The sequence below is a fragment of the Streptomyces sp. NPDC002676 genome, from assembly GCF_053592455.1.
In genome coordinates, this window is sequence record NZ_JBSFVT010000004.1 from 125,657 (window position 1) to 142,674 (window position 17,018).

Genomic DNA, 17,018 nt, shown 5'->3' on the forward strand with positions numbered 1-17,018 from the left:
CCCCTACCAGCTGATTCGGCCTTTCACGCCCAGCCGAGAGGTCGCCGAGCGGCCGGCTGGCTGACACACCTCTGAGGAGACAGTGCTGTGACCGGGATCAAGACGACCGGCGAGAAGAAGTTGATGTTCTTCTCCGGCCGCGCCCACCCCGAGCTTGCCGAGGAGGTCGCCCACCAGCTGGGTGTCGGGGTCGTCCCGACGAAGGCCTTCGACTTCGCCAACGGTGAGATCTACGTCCGCTACCAGGAGTCGGCCCGTGGTGCGGACTGCTTCGTGATCCAGAGCCACACGGCTCCGATCAACCAGTGGATCATGGAGCAGCTGATCATGATCGACGCGCTGAAGCGTGCGTCGGCGCGCTCCATCACGGTCATCGTGCCGTTCTATGGTTACGCGCGGCAGGACAAGAAGCACCGTGGCCGTGAACCGATTTCGGCGCGTCTGATCGCGGACCTGATGAAGACGGCGGGTGCGGACCGGATTCTCACCGTCGATCTGCACACGGACCAGATCCAGGGCTTCTTCGACGGTCCCGTCGACCACTTGTTCGCGCTTCCGCTCCTCGCGGACTACGTGGGTGAAAAGGTCGACCGCGACAAGCTGACGGTCGTGTCGCCGGACGCGGGCCGGGTGCGGGTGGCGGACCGTTGGTGTGACCGGCTCGGTGCGCCGCTGGCGATCGTGCACAAGCGCCGGGACAAGGACGTGGCGAACCAGGTGACCGTCCACGAGGTCGTGGGTGAGGTCAAGGGTCGCGTGTGTGTGCTGGTCGACGACATGATCGACACGGGTGGCACGATCTGCGCCGCTGCGGACGCGCTGTTTGCGCACGGCGCCGAGGACGTCATCGTGACCGCCACGCACGGTGTGCTCTCCGGTCCGGCCGCGGACCGGCTGAAGAACTCCCGGGTGAGCGAGTTCGTGTTCACGAACACGCTGCCGACGCCGTCGGAGCTGGGCCGGGATCTGGACAAGATCACGGTGCTGTCGATCGCTCCGACGATCGCGAGCGCGGTGCGTGAGGTGTTCGAGGACGGCTCGGTGACCAGCCTCTTCGACGAGCAGTGAGGTTTCTGCGGCTCCCGCACGCGGGCCGGCCGTAGATCCTTTTGAGTGCGGCCTCCCCCTCCGAGTAGACTGCTGAAGTTGCTCGGCGAGGGAGGCCGTACTCGTTGTTCCGACGAGGTACGGCGGTCCGTTATCGACGCGCTCTTCGTAGCAGGCCGTTCGTGGCCGGGTGACCACGTCCGTTCCAAGATCTACGAGGAGTGATCATCATGTCCGAGGTGAAGCTCGCCGCCGAGACCCGCAACGAGTTCGGCAAGGGTGCCGCCCGCCGCATCCGCCGTGAGAGCAAGGTTCCCGTTGTTCTGTACGGCCACGGCTCCGACCCGCTGCACCTGACCCTGCCGGGCCACGAGCTGCTGATGGCGCTGCGTACGCCGAACGTCCTGATCTCCCTGGACATCGACGGCAAGACCAACGAGCTGGCGATCCCGAAGGCCGTGCAGCGCGACCCGCTGAAGGGCTTCCTGGAGCACGTCGACCTGCTGCTGGTCAAGCGCGGCGAGAAGGTCACGGTCGAGATTCCGGTCCACGCCGAGGGTGAGCTGGCCGCGGGTGGCAACCTGCTGGAGCACGTCCTGAACGCGCTGCCGGTCGAGGCCGAGGCGACCCACATCCCCGAGGCGCTCACCGTCTCCGTCGAGGGCCTGGAGGCCGGTGCCTCCGTCCTCGCCAAGGACATCACCCTGCCGGCCGGTGTCACGCTGGCCGTCGAGGAGGACGCGGTCGTTCTCCAGGTCCTGCAGGCGCAGGCCGAGGAAGCCGTCGCGGGCGAGGCCGCCGAGGGCGAGACCGCCGAGGCCTGAGCCTCGTAGTCATCGTTCGGTCAGCCGCTGTTCCCTTCGGGGGCAGCGGCTGGCGCATATCAAGGACGCCTGAGGGCGTATCAAGGAGACATGGACGTGACCACCCCCGCCAACGCCCCCTGGCTCATCGTCGGGCTCGGTAATCCCGGGCCGGAGTACGCCATGAACCGGCACAACGTCGGCTTCATGGTGGTGGACCTGCTCGCGGAGCGGATCGGGGGGAAGTTCAAGCGGGCGGGCAAGGCCCAGGCGCAGGTGCTGGAGGGGCGGATCGGTCCGGTCGGGCCGGCGAACCGCCGGGTGATCCTCGCCAAGCCGATGTCGTACATGAACCTGTCGGGCGGCCCGGTGAACGCGCTGCGCGACTTCTACAAGGTGCCGGTGGCGAACATCGTCGCGGTCCATGACGAGCTGGACATCGACTACGGCACGCTGCGGCTGAAGCTGGGCGGCGGGGACAACGGGCACAACGGCCTCAAGTCGATGACGAAGGCGATGGGCGCGGACTACCACCGGGTGCGTTTCGGGATCGGCCGGCCGCCGGGGCGGATGCAGGTCGCGGACTTCGTGCTGAAGGACTTCTCCTCGGCGGAGCGCAAGGAGCTGGACTACTTCGTGGACCGGGCGGCGGACTCGGTGGAGTGTCTGGTGACCGAGGGGCTGGAGCGGGCGCAGAGCGCCTACAACTCCTGACGCAGAACCGCCGGCGTACAACTCCCGACTTGTCCCTTCATGGCTCCCACCGGAGTTGACCGGCCGTAGGCACATGGCCAATGATCCCGGCCATGCCTGCCACAGCCACCACCGTCCGCCAGGTCTCCGGAACCGCGTTGCGGTTCGGGCGGATCGCCGCGATGGGTGCGGTCGCCGCACTGATCCTGATCGGCGGGGTGTGGAGCTCCTGGGGAACCGCGCAGCACGTGATGCTGACGAAGGGGCGCGAGCGCGGCACGATCAAGGTGATCCGGTGCGACGGGGGCACGTGTACGGGCCCGTTCACGCCGGCGTCCGCGGGCGCGAGCGTCCGGACGGACGTGCGGATCGCGAAGTCCGTCGCGGTGCGCAAGGGGCAGACGTACGACGTCGTCCTGAAGCCCAATACCGGGGACGCGGTGCGGTCCGGTCCCGCGGGGATCCTGTACGCCTGGATACCGCTCGGCGGGGCACTGCTGCTAGCGGCGGTGGTGGTCGCGGGCGGGATGCGGCTGACGCGGGTGGCGTGGGTGCTGGGCGGTTCGGGGGCGGCGCTGCTGACGGCGGCGTACCTGGCACTCCAGTGACGGCAGTCGAAACGTGAGGGTGCCCCCGGGGTCGTACGGACCCCGGGGGCACCCTTCTTCGTGTGTGGCCGTCAGCCGGTGTTGCGCAGGCCCGCCGCCACGCCGTTGACCGTGAGAAGCAGGGCGCGGGAGAGCAGCGGGTCGGGCTCGGCGCCCGTGGCCGCCTCGTCGCGCTGGCGCTTGAGCAGGGTGACCTGGAGGTAGGAGATCGGGTCCAGGTAGGCGTCGCGGATGGTGAAGGTCTGGCGGAGCGCCGGCTGGGCGTCGAGGAGTTCGGTCTCGCCCGTCACCCGCAGCACTTCGCGGACGGTCAGCTCGTGCTCGGCCTTGATGGTGTCGAAGACGTGCTTCAGCTCGTCGGGGACGAGGGTGTCGACGTAGTGCTGGGCGATCCTGAGGTCCGTCTTGGCCAGTGTCATCTCGACGTTGGAGATGAAGTTGCGGAAGAAGTGCCACTGTCCGTGCATCTCGGCCAGGACGGTGTCCCCTTCTTGCCGCAGGCCCGCCTCGCGCAGGGCCTTGAGGCCGGAGCCGACGCCGTACCAGCCGGGGACGATCTGCCGGGACTGGGTCCAGCCGAACACCCACGGGATGGCGCGCAGGCCGTCCAGGCCGGCGCCGGAGTCGGGGCGGCGGGAGGGCCGGGAACCGAGGTGGAGGTCGGCGAGCTGGTCCACCGGGGTGGAGGCGAAGAAGTAGGCGGGCAGGTCGGGGTCCTCGACCAGCTTGCGGTACGCGGCGTGGGCGGCGTCGGAGACGACGTCCATGGCGGCGTCCCAGCGGGCGAGGGCCTCGTCGGACTGGCGCGGAGCAGTGTGCAGGGCGGAGGCCTGCAGGGTTGCCGCGAGCGTCAGTTCGAGGTTCTCCCGGGCCAGGGACGGGATGAGGTACTTGTCGGAGATGACCTCGCCCTGCTCGGTGACCTTGATCTCGCCCTCCAGGGTGCCCCAGGGCTGGGCGAGGATGGCGTCGTGGGAGGGGCCGCCGCCGCGGCCGACGGTGCCGCCGCGGCCGTGGAACAGGCGCAGGCGGACGCCGTAGCGGTGGGCGACGTCACGCAGCCGGCGCTGGGCGCGGTGGATCTCCCACTGGCTGGTGGTGATGCCGCCGAACTTGGAGGAGTCGGAGTAGCCGAGCATGACCTCCTGGACGTCTCCGCGCAGCGCGACCAGGCGCCGGTAGGAGGGGTCGGAGAGCATGTCCTCCAGGATGGTGTCGGCGGCCTTGAGTTCGTCGGTGGTCTCCAGCAGCGGGACGATGCCGATCTTGGCCCAGCCGGCGTGCAGGTCGACGAGGCCGGCCTCGCGGGCGAGGACGGCGGCGGCGAAGACGTCGTCGGCGCCCTGGCACATGGAGATGATGTACGACTCGATGACCTCGGGGCCGAACACCTCCAGCGCCTTCTTGACCGTCTGGAAGACGCCGAGGGTCTTCGCGCCGGCCGCGTCCACGGGGGCCGGGGTCGGGGCCAGCGGCCTCCTGGAGCGCAGCTCCTTGGCGAGGAGCTTGGCGCGGTAGTCGCGGGGCATGTCGGCGTAGCACCAGGACTCCTCGCCGAGCCGGTCGAAGAGCTGGCCGAGGGCGTGGTGGTGGGCGTCGGCGTGCTCGCGTACGTCCATGGTGGCGAGCTGGAGGCCGAAGGCGGCCAGGGTGCGGATGGTGCGGTTGATGCGGCCGTCGGCGACGAGGCCGCCGCGGTGCTCGCGCAGGGAGGCCTGGATGATCCGCAGGTCGGCCAGCAGCTCGCTGGTGCCGAGGTAGTCGCGGCCGTCCTCGTGGGGGGTGCCCTTGGCGAGGCGCTGCTTGGTGTTCTCCAGCTTCTGCCGGATGCAGGTGGCCTTGAGCCGGTAGGGCTCCTCGGCGTTGAGGCGCTTGTAGCGGGGGCTGATCTCGGGCAGCCGTTCGAGGTCGGTCTTCAGCGAGGTGAGGAGTTCCTCGGTGGCGCCGGAGTAGCGGATGGAGTTGGAGAGCAGTCCGCGCAGCTCGTCGATCGTCTCCAGGGCGTCGTTGATGCCGTGCTCGTGCTGGAGGATGAGGACGTCCCAGGTGACCTGGGGGGTGACGTTGGGGTTGCCGTCGCGGTCGCCGCCGATCCAGGTGCCGAAGGTGAGGGGGCGGGTGGCCTCGGGGAGCTTGACGCCGACGCGCTCCAGTTCCGCGGTGAGGTCCTCCAGGACGTCGCCGACGGCGTCGGCGTGCAGTTCGTCCAGGTAGTAGATGGCGTTGCGGGCCTCGTCGGCGGGCTCGGGGCGCACCACGCGCAGCTCGTCGGTCTGCCACACGAGGTCGATGTTCTCGGCGAGGCGGACGTCGTGGCGGCGGCGGTCGGAGTCGAGGACGGGGGTGTCCAGCAGCTCGGCGATGCGCCGGAGCTTGTTGAGGACCGACCGGCGCGCGGCCTCGGTGGGGTGTGCCGTGAACACCGGGCGAACGTTGAGGTGCTCGACGCTCTGCTTCAGGTGCTCGGGGTCGGCGTCCTTCAGGCGGTCGGCGGTGCGGGCGAGCAGGCCGCCCTCGGCGGCGCGCCTGGCGCGCAGCTCCCGGCCGCGGTGCACCTGCTCGGTGACGTTGGCCAGGTGGAAGTAGGTGGAGAAGGCGCGGACCAGCTGGGCGGCGGTCTGCAGTTCGGTGCCGCGCAGCAGCTCGGCGGCGGCCTCGCCGTCCTCCCGGGTGAGGCGGCGGACCTTCTCGACCAGCTCAAGGAGCTCGGGGCCCTCCTGCCGGACGAGGGTCTCGCCGAGGAGGTCGCCCAGTCGCCGGATGTCGGCGCGCAGCTCGCTGCTGGTCGTGGTGGTCTGGTCGTCGGCACTGCTCACAGGTGCGGCTCCTTGCAGTGTTGAAGCTCGTCTGGGAGGGAACCCGGAAGCCGTCGGCTGTGCGGCGCGGGGGCGTCGCATACCGGCCGGAGCGTCCGGGAAGGAAAGAAAGCGGACCGCGCTGTCCGACCGATTCCAAGGATAGGTGTCCATGCGGACGCGCAGGCCGTTGGGCTCTTGCCGCCGGAGGACACGCTGCCATACTTACGACGCCGTAGGTTACGGAACCGTAAGGAAGTACTGCTTTACCCGCCCGGTCCCGGCAGCCCCGGCACCCCGCCAGCCTTTGCCCTCGACCCCACAGGGGACGCGCATGACCTCCAGTTCCGATGTGATCGACGACGTTCCGAAGGCCACCGACACCTCCCTCGGCTCCGGCACGCTGGGCGGCGAGCAGAAGCGCTCGATCGAGCAGCTGGCGCTGCTGCTGTTCATCATCGTGCCGTTCCTGGCGCTGGTGGCGGCCGTGCCGCTGGCCTGGGGCTGGGGGGTGAGCTGGCTCGACCTGAGCCTGCTGGTGTTCTTCTACTACCTCGGGTGCCACGGCATCACGATCGGTTTCCACCGGTACTTCACCCATGGCTCGTTCAAGGCCAAGCGGCCCCTGAGGATCGCGCTCGCGATCATGGGTTCGATGGCGGTCGAGGGCCCGCTGGTGCGCTGGGTGGCCGATCACCGCAGGCACCACAAGTTCTCCGACGCGGAGGGCGACCCGCACTCTCCGTGGCGTTACGGCGAGACGATTCCGGCGCTGATGAAGGGCCTGTGGTGGGCGCACATCGGCTGGATGTTCGACGAGGAGCAGACCCCGCAGGAAAAGTACGCGCCGGATCTGGTCAAGGACCCGGCGATCCGGGCGGTCTCCCGCCAGTTCGTGATGTGGACCGTCGTGTCGCTCGCGCTGCCTCCGCTGATCGGCGGGCTGGTGACGATGTCCTGGTGGGGCGCGTTCACCGCGTTCTTCTGGGGTTCACTCGTGCGAGTGGCGCTGCTGCACCATGTGACGTGGTCGATCAACTCGATCTGCCACGCGGTGGGCAAGCGGCCGTTCAGGTCGCGGGACCGCTCGGGCAACGTGTGGTGGCTGGCGGTCCTGTCCTGCGGCGAGTCCTGGCACAACCTGCACCACGCCGACCCGACCTCGGCGCGGCACGGTGTGATGCGTGGCCAGCTGGACTCCTCGGCGCGGTTCATCCGCTGGTTCGAGCAGCTCGGCTGGGCGTACGACGTGCGCTGGCCGTCACGCTCGCGTATCGATTCGCGCCGTAACACCGGTGAGGGCGGCTCCGGGCGCCGGAGGGAGACGGCCAAGGCGGCATGATTGAAGCCGTGGCGACCGATTCCAGCAGCACTTCAGGCAACGACAAGCAGCGGCGGACCCGCCGGACCCGAATGACCGGTGCCGAGCGCCGCCAGCAGCTGCTGGAGATCGGTCGCACCCTCTTCGCGGCGAAGGGCTTCGAGGGCACGTCGGTGGAGGAGATCGCGGCGAAGGCCGGGGTCTCCAAGCCGGTGGTGTACGAGCACTTCGGCGGCAAGGAGGGGCTGTACGCGGTGGTGGTGGACCGCGAAATGCGCCGCCTGCTGGACATGGTGACCAGCTCGCTCACGGCCGGTCACCCCCGCGAACTGTGCGAACAGGCCGCCTTCGCCCTCCTGGACTACATCGAGGAGTACACGGACGGCTTCCGCATCCTGGTCCGCGACTCCCCGATCCCCCAGTCGACGGGCTCCTTCGCCTCCCTGATCTCCGACATCGCCACCCAGGTGGAGGACATCCTGGGCCGCGAGTTCAAGTCCCGCGGCTTCGACCCGAAGCTGGCCCCCCTGTACGCCCAGGCCCTGGTCGGCATGGTCGCCCTGACCGGCCAGTGGTGGCTGGACGTGCGCCGCCCGAAGAAGGCGGAGGTGGCGGCCCACCTGGTGAACCTGGCCTGGCACGGCCTGGACGGCCTGGAGCCGAAGCCGCGGCTGATCGGGCACCGGAAGAGCTAGTGCCCCAACAGGCAACGTTCGCCCCGGGCAAACGTTGCCTGCCGGGGCACTGGCCGGGATCAGACTGGACGCTTTCAGGAGGCCGTAGCCACCGGCTCCAGGAACTCCAGCCGGTTCCCCACCGGGTCCTGCGAGTAGAAGCGCCGGTGGCCCGGGAGGTTGTCGTCCCAGATCACCGGGGCCCCGCTCGCGGCGACGCGGGTCGCGAATGTCTCGATGTCCCGCACGCGCAGGCCCGGGTGGGCCTTCTTCGCCGGGCTGAAGGCGGGCTCGATGCCGAGGTGGAGCTGGACGAAGCCCGCCTCGAACCAGCAGCCGCCGCGGGCCGCCAGTACCGGGGGCTTCGGGATCTCGGTCATGCCGAGGACGTTCACGTAGTAGGCCCGCAGGCTGTCCTCCGAGCCCGGCGGGGCCGCCAACTGCACGTGGTCGAGCGTGACGAGCATGCTCAGGCCTCCTTCACGGCCACGGCGAAGAGCCGGCGGAAGGGCAGGACCGTGCCGTACGGGGCGCTCGGGTAGGCCTCGCGCAGCAGGTCCCGGTACTCGGTGAGGAACGCGTCGCGGGCCTCGGGGTCGTCGGCGAGCGCGGTCAGGGCGGGGCGCAGGCCCGTGCCCTTCGACCAGTCCAGGACCGGGTCCTCGCCGGGCAGGACGTGGAAGTACGTCGTCTGCCACACGTCCACGGCGCAGCCGAGGCGGGCGAGGCGGTCCAGGTAGACGCCGGGCTCGTGGACGGAGTCCTCGCGGCGCAGGATGCCGCCGAGGCGGCTCTTCCAGCGGGGGGTGGCGGCCAGCTCGCGCATCAGGGCGTGCAGCGGGGCGTCGATGTTGTCGGGGACCTGGAAGGCGAAGGTGCCGCCGGGCTTGAGGGCGACGATCCAGTCGGCGAAGCGGTCTACGTGACCGGACACCCACTGCAGGGTCGCGTTGCTGACGATCAGGTCGTACGGCTCCTCGGGCCGCCAGGTGCGTACGTCGGCGGCGGCGAAGTCGAGGCGGCCACCGCCGGCCGTCGGCCCCTCGAAGTCCACGTGCGCCTTGTCGAGCATCTCGGCCGAGTTGTCGTACCCGGTGATGTGCGCGGTGGGCCAGCGGTCGGCGAGCGTGGCGGTGACATTGCCGGGGCCGCAGCCGAGGTCGGCGATGCGAGGCCGCCCCGCGGGCGGTGCCGCCGGCAGCGGGGGGACGCGGGCGAGCAGGTCCATGAAGGGGCGGGCTCGGTGGCCTGCGTGGCGGAGGTACTGGTCGGGATCCCAGGTCGGCTTGGTCATGGCTCTCACTGTCCTCCCCCATTTATCTCGATGTCAAGAGACTTGAAATCAAGAGACTTAATGTCGACAGAACCACTACACTGATCGTCATGGAGGACGAGGTCGATCGGCTGGTGGCAGCGTGGCGCCGAGAGCGTCCGGACCTCGACGTGGAGCCGCTGGAAGTGCTCAGCCGGGTGAGCAGACTGGCCCGGCACCTGGACCGCGCACGCCGGCTCGCGTTCTCCGAGCACCAGCTGGAACCCTGGGAGTTCGACGTCCTGACCGCACTCCGGCGCGCGGGAACGCCGTACCAGCTCTCCCCCGGGCAGCTGCTGACGCAGACCCTCGTCACCTCGGGCACGATGACCAACCGGATCGACCGGCTGGCCAAGAAGGGCCTGGTGGAGCGGCTGCCCGACCCGAGCGACCGGCGCGGTGTGCTGGTCCGGCTGACCGACACCGGCCGGGACCGCGCGGACCAGGCACTGGCCGGCCTGCTGGAGCAGGAGCGGGCGATCCTCGCCGAGCTGTCCCGCACCCAGCGGGCCGAACTCGCGGGCCTGCTACGCCAGTTGACCGCCCCGTTCGACAACATCCCCGGCTAGGGGTCTGCCGGGCGGCTCCTGCCGGACACGCGGGGTCTGGCACGCACTCCCCCAGAAGGGGGACCCCCAGCCGCGTCGTCGTCAGTCGCCGACGCTCCCCCACGCTCGAATGCGCTCGCGCGAGGGGACCCCCATCGTCGACTTCCCTCCTCCGCCTTGCAGCTGCACGCACCAGAACCGCTCACGTTACGTTGATCAGGCGCTGTTCGTTTCCTCCGGCATGATCCGCCCGGCAGACCCCAGCTCAGCCGGCCCCACCCCGGCCCGCCGGGCCAGCGCCACGGCGGCCAGCGTCGAGTGGACGCCCAGCTTGCCGAGGACGTTCTGCATGTGGGTGCGGACGGTGTGCGGGGAGAGGAACAGCCGTTCGGCGACGGCCTTGCGGCCCAGCCCCGCGACCATGCAGCGCAGCACCTCCCGCTCGCGCGGGGTGAGGGACTCCACCAGCTGCTCGCTCTCGGTGCGGTGCTTGCGCGCGGCCGTCAGCTCCTTCAGGACCCCGGTGAGCAGGGCGGGCGGCAGATGGGTCTCGTCCCGCAGTACGCCCCGGATCACCGTCAGCAGCCGGGACAGCGAGCAGTCCTTGGCGACCCAGCCGGAGGCACCGGCCTGGAGCGCGAGCGCCGCGCGCCGGGGGTCGTCCTTCTCGGCGAGGACCACGAGCCGCACCCCGGGCTGCGCCGCCCGGACCCCCGCGACCAGCGAGATCCCGTCGACCAGCCCCTCCTCGTCGCCCTCCTGCACGGGCACGGCCGGCCGGGCCCCGGGCAGGCTGCCGCCCAGGTCGGCGTCGACGAGCAGGACGTCGTAGCGGCGGCCCTCCCCCGCCGCCCGCTCCAGGCAGCGCAGCGCGGCCGGGCCGCTGCCGGCGGCGAAGACGTCGACGTCGGGCTCGGCGGCCAGGGCGGCGGCGAGCGACTCCGCGAAGATGCGGTGGTCGTCGACGACCAGGACTCGGATACGAACCACGAAACCCCCTTCCCCAGGCTCCGCACGGAGCAGGGGATATCCAGGTCCGGAAATGTCCGGAAGGCTCCGGAGAACGACGACCCGCGCGAGCACGACACCCACGGATAAGGACGCCCACCGCACGGCCGCCGCCGTTGCGGAGACTGCTACCCCCACCGCGGGCGCCGTACCCGCCTGTCTCGCCCCCTGATCAGCACCGGCCCCCACCGGTGTAGTACCTCAGAGTACGGATGGGAGCACAGAGCGGAAGGAGATTTGCAGAACTGGCGGCCGGGCGCGTTTATGGTGTGGCACATGTTTCGTATTGAGGCGGAAGTCGACAAGGAACGACGCGAACTGCTGCGCTCGCGGCTGCGGGACACCAACACGGCGGCCTCACCGGTCCTGGCAGCCCTGCGCGGCGGCCCGGGCGAACGCGAAGTCCCCCTCCACGTCTGGGCCCTGGACCCGTCGGGAGACCTGGCCGGCGGCCTGGTCGGCCACACCTGGACGACCTGGCTGCACGTCACCTACCTGTGGGTCGACGCCCGCCACCGCGGCACCGGCCTCGGCTCCCGCCTCCTCACCGAGGCCGAACGCATCGCCCACGCCGACCGCGCCTGCACCGGCGCCCGCCTGGAGACCTGGGACTTCCAGGCCCCGGAGTTCTACAAGAAGCAGGGCTACGACGTGGTGTGCGTGATCCCCGACTACCCGCCGGGGATCACGGAGTACACGCTGACGAAGCGCCTGGGCTGAAGCGGCCGGCAAAGACTCAGACGAGCCGCCGCGCCCCCGCCGAAGGCACCGCCTCGAACACCCGCGGTGCCGTGAAGCCCGCCGCGGCGAAGGCCGCCTCCACCGCCTTGGTGAGCGTGTCGACGTCCGTCGCCTCCGCGAGGACGATCGCCGAGCCGCCGAAGCCGCCGCCGGTCATGCGGGCGCCCAGGGCGCCGCCTGCGAGGGCCGTGTCGACGACCAGGTCCAGCTCCGGGCAGGAGATGCGGAAGTCGTCGCGCAGGGAGGCGTGGCCCTCGGCGAGGACGGGGCCGATGGCGCGGGTCTCGCCGGAGCGGAGCAGGGCGACCGTGCGTTCGACCCGCTCGTCCTCGGTGACCACGTGCCGGACCAGGCGGCGCACCTCCTCCTCGTCGCCCAGGCGGGCCAGGGCCGCGTCCAGGTCGCTGTAGGGGATGTCGCGCAGGGCGTCCACGCCGAGCAGGGCCGCGCCCTTCTCGCAGCCCGCCCGGCGCCTGCCGTACTCGCCGCCGCTGTGGGCGTGCTTGACCTGGGTGTCGACGACCAGCAGGCGCAGGCCCTCGGCAGCCAGGTCGAAGGGGATCTGCCGCTGGGACAGGTCGCGGGTGTCGAGGAACAGGGCGTGGCCCTGTTCGCAGCAGGCCGAGGCCGTCTGGTCCATGATCCCGGTCGGCGCGCCCACGTAGACGTTCTCCGCGCGCTGGCACAGGCGGGCCAGCTGCCAGCGCTGGAGGCCGAGACCGTGGAGGTCGTTCAGCGCGAGCGCGATCACGACCTCCAGGGCGGCCGAGGAGGACAGGCCCGCGCCCGTCGGGACGGTGGAGGACAGATGGATGTCCGCGCCCGTCACCGCGTGGCCCGCCTCGCGCAGGGCCCAGACCACGCCCGCCGGGTACGCCGTCCAGCCGGCGTCGCTCTGCGGGGCCAGGGCGTCCAGGCGCAGCTCCACGATCCCGCCCTCGGCCTCCGCCGAGTGCAGGCGCAGGACACCGTCCTCCCGGCGGGAGACGGCCGCCGTCACCTGGTGCGGGAGCGCGAAGGGCATGACGAAGCCGTCGTTGTAGTCGGTGTGTTCGCCGATCAGGTTGACCCGGCCCGGCGCCGCCCACACTCCCTCCGGCTCGGCTCCGTACAGCTCGGAGAACCGCACCCGGACCTGCTGTTCCTCCACTACTGCTCCCTTGCGATGCTCTGTGCGAACTCCCAGGCGTCCGCGACGATCCCGGCGAGGTCCGCGCGGGACGGGTTCCAGCCCAGCTTCTCGCGGGCGTTGTCCGCGGCGGCCACCAGGACCGCCGGGTCGCCGCCCCGGCGCGGGGCGACCACCTCGGGGATCGGGTGCCCGGTGACCGAGCGGGCGGTCTCGATGACCTCGCGGACCGAGAAGCCGTTGCCGTTGCCGAGGTTGCAGATCAGGTGCTCGCCCGGCTGCGCGGCCCGAACCGCCAGCAGGTGGGCCTCCGCCAGGTCCGCGACGTGGATGTAGTCGCGGATGCAGGTGCCGTCGGGCGTGGCGTAGTCGTCGCCGAAGATCGAGATGGCGTCGCGGCGGCCCTGGGCGACCTGGAGGACCAGCGGGATGAGGTGCGACTCGGGGTCGTGGCGCTCGCCGTACGGCCCGTACGCACCCGCCACGTTGAAGTAGCGCAGGGACACCGCCGCCAGGCCGTGGGCGTGCGCCTCGCCGGTGATCATGTGGTCGACGGCGAGCTTGGAGGCGCCGTAGGGGTTGGTGGGCTTCGTCGGGGCGCTCTCCACGATCGGGACCTGCTCCGGCTCGCCGTACGTGGCCGCCGTGGAGGAGAAGACCAGCCGGCGCACGCCCGCCTCGCGCATCGCGCCGAGCAGGGCAATGCTGCCGCCGACGTTGTTGTCCCAGTACTTCTCCGGCTTCACCACCGACTCGCCGACCTGCGAGGAGGCGGCGAAGTGCAGCACGCCGGCGTAGGAGGAGTCGAGCCACCTGGCGGCGTCGCGGATGTCGCCCTCGACGAAGGCCGCGCCCGCGGGCACGCTCTCGCGGAAGCCGGTGGAGAGGTTGTCGAGGACCGTGACCTCGTGGCCGGCCTCCAGCAGATGCTGGGCCACCACGCTGCCGACGTACCCCGCCCCGCCCGTCACCAGGTACTTCATGAACTCGCTACCTCTCGCAGTCGCTCGGCCGCGCGCTCCGGCGGCACGTCGTTGATGAACACGTTCATGCCGGACTCGGAGCCCGCGAGGAACTTCAGCTTGCCGGAAGTGCGGCGGATGGTGAAAAGCTCGAGGTGAAGCGCGAAATCGTCGCGCGAGACGCCGTCGAACTCCTCCAGATCGCCGAACGGGGCCTGGTGCCAGGCCGCGATGTAGGGCGTCGGAGGCTCACCGGTGCCGAAGATCCGGTCGAAGCGCCTCAAGAGTTCCAGATACACCTGGGGGAACTCTGTGCGGGCCGCCTCGTCGAGCCCGAGCAGGTCGGGCACCCGGCGCTTGGGGTACAGGTGGACCTCGTACGGCCAGTGCGCCGCGTACGGCACGAAGGCCGCCCAGTGTTCACCCTCAAGGACGACCCGCTCGCCGGCGAGTTCCCGCTCCAGAACCGCGTCGAACAGGTTCTCCCCGCCGGTCGCCTCCTTGTGGGCGGCGAGCGAGCGGAGCATCAGGGCGGTGCGGGGTGTGGTGAAGGGGTATCCGTAGATCTGCCCGTGCGGGTGGCCGAGGGTCACGCCGATCTCGGCACCGCGGTTCTCGAAACAGAACACCTGCTCGACGGAGGGCAGATGCGACAGCTCCGACGTCCGGTCCGTCCACGCCTCCAGCACCAGGCGCGCCTGCTCCTCGGTGAGGTCGGCGAAGGACGCGTCGTGGTCGGAGGTGAAGCAGACGACCTCGCAGCGGCCGGAGTCGCCGGCGAGGGAGGGGAAACGGTTCTCGAAGACGACGACGTCGTACGAGGAGCCCGGGATCTCGCTGAGCCGCCCGCCCCGGCTCGGGCACAGCGGGCATTCGTCGGCCGGCGGGTGGTAGGTGCGGCCCTGGCGGTGCGAGGCGACCGCGACCGCGTCGCCGAGCAGCACGTCGTGGCGGACCTCGGACGTGGTGTGGGTCCGCTCCAGCGGGCGGCGGTCGACCGCGTCCCGCGCGGCGTCGTCCCGCAGGTCGTAGTAGATCAGCTCACGACCGTCGGCCAGCCGGGTCGAGGTCTTCTTCACACGGACTCCTCTACGTCCCCACCAATCACTCAACACAATCAAACATAACAGCTCACAACTCGACAACACCTCGGACGACCACAATCAAACGAAGAACGAGCGAGTGCCCATGCAAACCCCCACATACCCACACATGGACCTGGCGGCGGGGCTACGGCTTCCCACCAACGGGCTGGACTACACGATCCTCGGGATCTACTTCGTCATCGTCCTGGGCATCGGCTTCGCGGCCCGCCGCTCGGTGAAGACCAGCCTCGACTTCTTCCTCTCCGGGCGCTCGCTGCCCGCGTGGATCACCGGCCTCGCCTTCATCTCGGCGAACCTGGCGGCCACCGAGATCCTGGGCATGGCGGCCAACAGCGCCCAGTACGGCGCCTACACCGTGCACTGGTACTGGATCGGCGCCATCCCCGCGATGGTCTTCCTGGGCCTGGTGATGATGCCCTTCTACTACGGCAGCAAGGTCCGCTCGGTCCCCGAGTTCCTGCTGCTGCGCTTCGACAGGTGGGCCCACCTGCTCAGTGCGATCCTGTTCGCCTTCGCCGCCATCCTGATCGCGGGCGTGAACCTGTACGCCCTCGCGATCGTCGTCGAGGCTCTGCTCGGCTGGCCGCAGTGGGTCGCCATCGTGGTCGCCGGTGCCTTCGTGCTCGCGTACATCACCCTCGGCGGTCTCTCCTCGGCGATCTACAACGAGGTGCTCCAGTTCTTCGTGATCCTGGCCGCCCTCATCCCGATCACCGTGCTCGGTCTGAAGAAGGCCGGCGGCTGGGGCGGACTGACCGACAGGCTCACCGCCACCCACGGCCACAACTTCACCACCGCCTGGGGCGGCACCGGCATCGGCAGCGCCAACCCGCTGGGCGCCAACTGGCTGACCATCGTGCTCGGCCTCGGCTTCGTGCTGTCCTTCGGGTACTGGACCACCAACTTCGCTGAGGTGCAGCGCGCCCTGTCCGCGAAGAACCTCTCCGCCGCACAGCGCACCCCGCTGATCGCCGCCTACCCGAAGATCTTCATCGTCTTCCTGGTGATGATCCCCGGCCTGGTCGCCGCCGCGCTCGTCCCGAAGTTCGGCACCCCCGCCTCGGGCTACCAGTACAACGACGCCATCCCCTATCTGATGCAGGAGCTGCTGCCCAACGGAGTGCTCGGCATCGCGGTGACGGGTCTGCTCGCCGCTTTCATGGCCGGCATGGCGGCGAACGTCTCGTCCTTCAACACGGTGTTCACCAACGACATCTGGGCCAAGTACGTCGTGCTGCACCGCGAGGACGCGTACTACGTCCGCTTCGGCCGCCTGATCACCGTCATCGGCGTCTGCGCCTCGGTCGGCACCGCGTTCCTGGCGTCCTCGTTCTCGAACATCATGAGCTACCTCCAGACGCTGTTCTCCTTCTTCAACGTGCCGATGTTCGTGGTGTTCATCGTCGGCATGTTCTGGAAGCGGGCGTCCGCGAAGTCCGGCTTCTGGGGCCTGCTCGCCGGCACCGTGACCGCGATGGTCAACTACTTCGTGTTCTACAAGAGAGGCATCATCTCGATCCCCTCCGACCAGGGCGCCAACTTCGTCTCCGCGATCGCGGGCTTCGTCGCCGGCGCGGTCGTGATGGTCGCGGTGTCACTGTTCACGGCGCCGAAGCCGGCCGAGCAGCTCCAGGGTCTCGTCTACGGCACCCGCTCCCCCGGTATGAGCGAGCCGCCCGCCCCCGGCGACGAGGCCTGGTACCGCCGGCCGGCGCTGCTGGGCTGGGGCGCGGTGATCCTGGCCGCCGCCTGCTACATCCCGTTCTCGTTCTGACCGCGGGAGAATGGAGAGACCATGACCGAGCAGTTCGACTTCTCCGCGTCCTCCGAAGAGGAAGTCCAGCGGGAGGTCACCGAGCTGGAGCGGAAGTCCGCGACGGCGGCCCGCATCTTCGACCTGCGCCGCATCATCGGCGGCCTGTTCGTGTTGTACGGCGTCATCGTCACGGTCACCGGCATCACCGACTCCCGGGCCGCGATCGACAAGGCCCAGGGAGTCAACATCAACCTGTGGACCGGCATCGGCATGCTGATCCTGGGCGTCTTCTTCCTGACGTGGCTGTGGCTCCGACCCTCGGAGAAGCCGCCGCCGGCACCCGACGAACGCGCGTGAGCGAAGCCCCCTAGGTCCTGTCGACACATTGCCGCCTGCCGCGCGACGCCTGGCAGGCACTCCCCCACTGCCTCAACGACGCGGGGGGACCCCCAGCCGCGTTGCCGGAGCGCTCGCGCGGGGGCACCCCCATCGCCGCCGCGGCCCGCCCTCCGGGC

Annotated in this window: 17 protein-coding genes; 10 read left to right on the forward strand and 7 right to left on the reverse strand. The window is 70.1% G+C overall.

What is annotated here, in order from left to right:
• The first annotated feature begins 87 nt into the window (after nt 1-87).
• The 4 genes from ACWD3E_RS13840 to ACWD3E_RS13855 all read left to right on the forward strand — a co-directional run bounded on the left by ACWD3E_RS13840 (nt 88) and on the right by ACWD3E_RS13855 (nt 3,151).
• Entirely contained in the window at nt 88-1,068 is a 981-nt protein-coding gene (locus tag ACWD3E_RS13840) for a ribose-phosphate diphosphokinase (RefSeq protein ID WP_451387760.1), read from the forward strand.
• Between the two features lie 209 nt (nt 1,069-1,277).
• On the forward strand, nt 1,278-1,871 hold the full coding sequence (locus tag ACWD3E_RS13845) for a 50S ribosomal protein L25/general stress protein Ctc (protein WP_451387761.1): 594 nt from the start codon (nt 1,278-1,280) through the stop codon (nt 1,869-1,871).
• 90 nt (nt 1,872-1,961) lie between these two features.
• Entirely contained in the window at nt 1,962-2,564 is a 603-nt protein-coding gene (pth, locus tag ACWD3E_RS13850; RefSeq protein WP_451387762.1) for an aminoacyl-tRNA hydrolase, read from the forward strand.
• An 80-nt stretch (nt 2,565-2,644) separates the two neighbouring features.
• Nucleotides 2,645-3,151 (forward strand): hypothetical protein, encoded by a 507-nt coding sequence (locus ACWD3E_RS13855; protein WP_451387763.1) that lies wholly within the window; start codon nt 2,645-2,647, stop codon nt 3,149-3,151.
• A 71-nt stretch (nt 3,152-3,222) separates the two neighbouring features.
• Here the strand turns inward: ACWD3E_RS13855 and ppc are convergent, their stop codons facing one another.
• The gene (gene ppc / locus ACWD3E_RS13860) at nt 3,223-5,967 is read right to left on the reverse strand and encodes a phosphoenolpyruvate carboxylase (protein ID WP_451387764.1); all 2,745 of its coding nucleotides are present in this window, start codon (nt 5,965-5,967) and stop codon (nt 3,223-3,225) included.
• Between the two features lie 313 nt (nt 5,968-6,280).
• On the opposite strand from ppc, the gene ACWD3E_RS13865 reads away from it, so the two are divergent.
• A complete protein-coding gene (locus ACWD3E_RS13865) occupies nt 6,281-7,288 on the forward strand; it encodes an acyl-CoA desaturase (protein ID WP_451387765.1) in 1,008 nt (335 codons plus the stop codon).
• Nucleotides 7,285-7,962: a TetR/AcrR family transcriptional regulator gene (locus ACWD3E_RS13870; RefSeq protein WP_451387766.1), complete on the forward strand. Its 678-nt coding sequence runs from the start codon at nt 7,285-7,287 to the stop codon at nt 7,960-7,962. The genes ACWD3E_RS13865 and ACWD3E_RS13870 overlap by 4 nt, the downstream gene beginning before the upstream one ends.
• A gap of 74 nt (nt 7,963-8,036) precedes the next feature.
• On the opposite strand, the gene ACWD3E_RS13875 is transcribed toward ACWD3E_RS13870, so the two are convergent.
• Together ACWD3E_RS13875 and ACWD3E_RS13880 are read right to left on the reverse strand one after the other, a co-directional pair.
• Entirely contained in the window at nt 8,037-8,408 is a 372-nt protein-coding gene (locus ACWD3E_RS13875; RefSeq protein ID WP_451387767.1) for a glyoxalase, read from the reverse strand.
• Nucleotides 8,409-8,410: 2 nt separating this feature from the next.
• Nucleotides 8,411-9,235 carry a trans-aconitate 2-methyltransferase gene (locus ACWD3E_RS13880; RefSeq protein ID WP_451387768.1) on the reverse strand — a complete coding sequence of 275 codons (825 nt, stop codon included), beginning with the start codon at nt 9,233-9,235 and terminating at the stop codon, nt 8,411-8,413.
• Between the two features lie 89 nt (nt 9,236-9,324).
• Here ACWD3E_RS13880 and tamR point away from each other — a divergent pair, with 89 nt between their 5' ends.
• Nucleotides 9,325-9,822 carry a MarR family transcriptional regulator TamR gene (tamR, locus tag ACWD3E_RS13885; protein WP_362680698.1) on the forward strand — a complete coding sequence of 166 codons (498 nt, stop codon included), beginning with the start codon at nt 9,325-9,327 and terminating at the stop codon, nt 9,820-9,822.
• Nucleotides 9,823-10,017: 195 nt separating this feature from the next.
• On the opposite strand, the gene ACWD3E_RS13890 is transcribed toward tamR, so the two are convergent.
• Entirely contained in the window at nt 10,018-10,791 is a 774-nt protein-coding gene (locus tag ACWD3E_RS13890; RefSeq protein WP_451387769.1) for a LuxR C-terminal-related transcriptional regulator, read from the reverse strand.
• A 282-nt stretch (nt 10,792-11,073) separates the two neighbouring features.
• Between ACWD3E_RS13890 and ACWD3E_RS13895 the strand changes: the two genes are divergently transcribed.
• On the forward strand, nt 11,074-11,529 hold the full coding sequence (locus ACWD3E_RS13895; RefSeq protein ID WP_451388141.1) for a GNAT family N-acetyltransferase: 456 nt from the start codon (nt 11,074-11,076) through the stop codon (nt 11,527-11,529).
• Nucleotides 11,530-11,545: 16 nt separating this feature from the next.
• Here ACWD3E_RS13895 and galK read toward each other — a convergent pair whose 3' ends face one another.
• Genes galK through galT form a run of 3 tightly spaced genes read right to left on the reverse strand, consistent with a single transcriptional unit; the run spans nt 11,546 to nt 14,720 of the window.
• Nucleotides 11,546-12,700 (reverse strand): galactokinase, encoded by a 1,155-nt coding sequence (galK, locus tag ACWD3E_RS13900; RefSeq protein ID WP_451387770.1) that lies wholly within the window; start codon nt 12,698-12,700, stop codon nt 11,546-11,548.
• Nucleotides 12,700-13,662, reverse strand: a complete 963-nt coding sequence (galE, locus tag ACWD3E_RS13905) for a UDP-glucose 4-epimerase GalE (protein WP_451387771.1) — start codon at nt 13,660-13,662, stop codon at nt 12,700-12,702. The genes galK and galE overlap by 1 nt, the downstream gene beginning before the upstream one ends.
• Nucleotides 13,659-14,720, reverse strand: coding sequence for a galactose-1-phosphate uridylyltransferase (galT, locus tag ACWD3E_RS13910; RefSeq protein WP_451387772.1), 1,062 nt, complete (start codon nt 14,718-14,720; stop codon nt 13,659-13,661). The genes galE and galT overlap by 4 nt, the downstream gene beginning before the upstream one ends.
• Before the next feature lie 109 nt (nt 14,721-14,829).
• Here galT and ACWD3E_RS13915 point away from each other — a divergent pair, with 109 nt between their 5' ends.
• Both ACWD3E_RS13915 and ACWD3E_RS13920 read left to right on the forward strand, forming a co-directional pair.
• Nucleotides 14,830-16,521 carry a sodium:solute symporter family protein gene (locus ACWD3E_RS13915; protein ID WP_451387773.1) on the forward strand — a complete coding sequence of 564 codons (1,692 nt, stop codon included), beginning with the start codon at nt 14,830-14,832 and terminating at the stop codon, nt 16,519-16,521.
• A 21-nt stretch (nt 16,522-16,542) separates the two neighbouring features.
• Entirely contained in the window at nt 16,543-16,860 is a 318-nt protein-coding gene (locus ACWD3E_RS13920; protein WP_451387774.1) for a hypothetical protein, read from the forward strand.
• Nucleotides 16,861-17,018: the final 158 nt, after the last annotated feature.

What these genes read in the sequence shown, in the direction of transcription:
- ACWD3E_RS13845 (WP_451387761.1), top strand. Translation starts at nt 1,278, where the DNA reads ATGTCCGAGGTGAAGCTCGCCGCCGAGACCCGCAACGAGTTCGGCAAG.
- pth (WP_451387762.1), top strand. Translation starts at nt 1,962, where the DNA reads ATGGACGTGACCACCCCCGCCAACGCCCCCTGGCTCATCGTCGGGCTC.
- ACWD3E_RS13855 (WP_451387763.1), top strand. Translation starts at nt 2,645, where the DNA reads ATGATCCCGGCCATGCCTGCCACAGCCACCACCGTCCGCCAGGTCTCC.
- ACWD3E_RS13865 (WP_451387765.1), top strand. Translation starts at nt 6,281, where the DNA reads ATGACCTCCAGTTCCGATGTGATCGACGACGTTCCGAAGGCCACCGAC.
- ACWD3E_RS13870 (WP_451387766.1), top strand. Translation starts at nt 7,285, where the DNA reads ATGATTGAAGCCGTGGCGACCGATTCCAGCAGCACTTCAGGCAACGAC.
- ACWD3E_RS13875 (WP_451387767.1), bottom strand. Translation starts at nt 8,408, where the DNA reads ATGCTCGTCACGCTCGACCACGTGCAGTTGGCGGCCCCGCCGGGCTCG.
- ACWD3E_RS13880 (WP_451387768.1), bottom strand. Translation starts at nt 9,235, where the DNA reads ATGACCAAGCCGACCTGGGATCCCGACCAGTACCTCCGCCACGCAGGC.
- tamR (WP_362680698.1), top strand. Translation starts at nt 9,325, where the DNA reads ATGGAGGACGAGGTCGATCGGCTGGTGGCAGCGTGGCGCCGAGAGCGT.
- ACWD3E_RS13895 (WP_451388141.1), top strand. Translation starts at nt 11,074, where the DNA reads ATGGTGTGGCACATGTTTCGTATTGAGGCGGAAGTCGACAAGGAACGA.
- galE (WP_451387771.1), bottom strand. Translation starts at nt 13,662, where the DNA reads ATGAAGTACCTGGTGACGGGCGGGGCGGGGTACGTCGGCAGCGTGGTG.
- ACWD3E_RS13915 (WP_451387773.1), top strand. Translation starts at nt 14,830, where the DNA reads ATGCAAACCCCCACATACCCACACATGGACCTGGCGGCGGGGCTACGG.
- ACWD3E_RS13920 (WP_451387774.1), top strand. Translation starts at nt 16,543, where the DNA reads ATGACCGAGCAGTTCGACTTCTCCGCGTCCTCCGAAGAGGAAGTCCAG.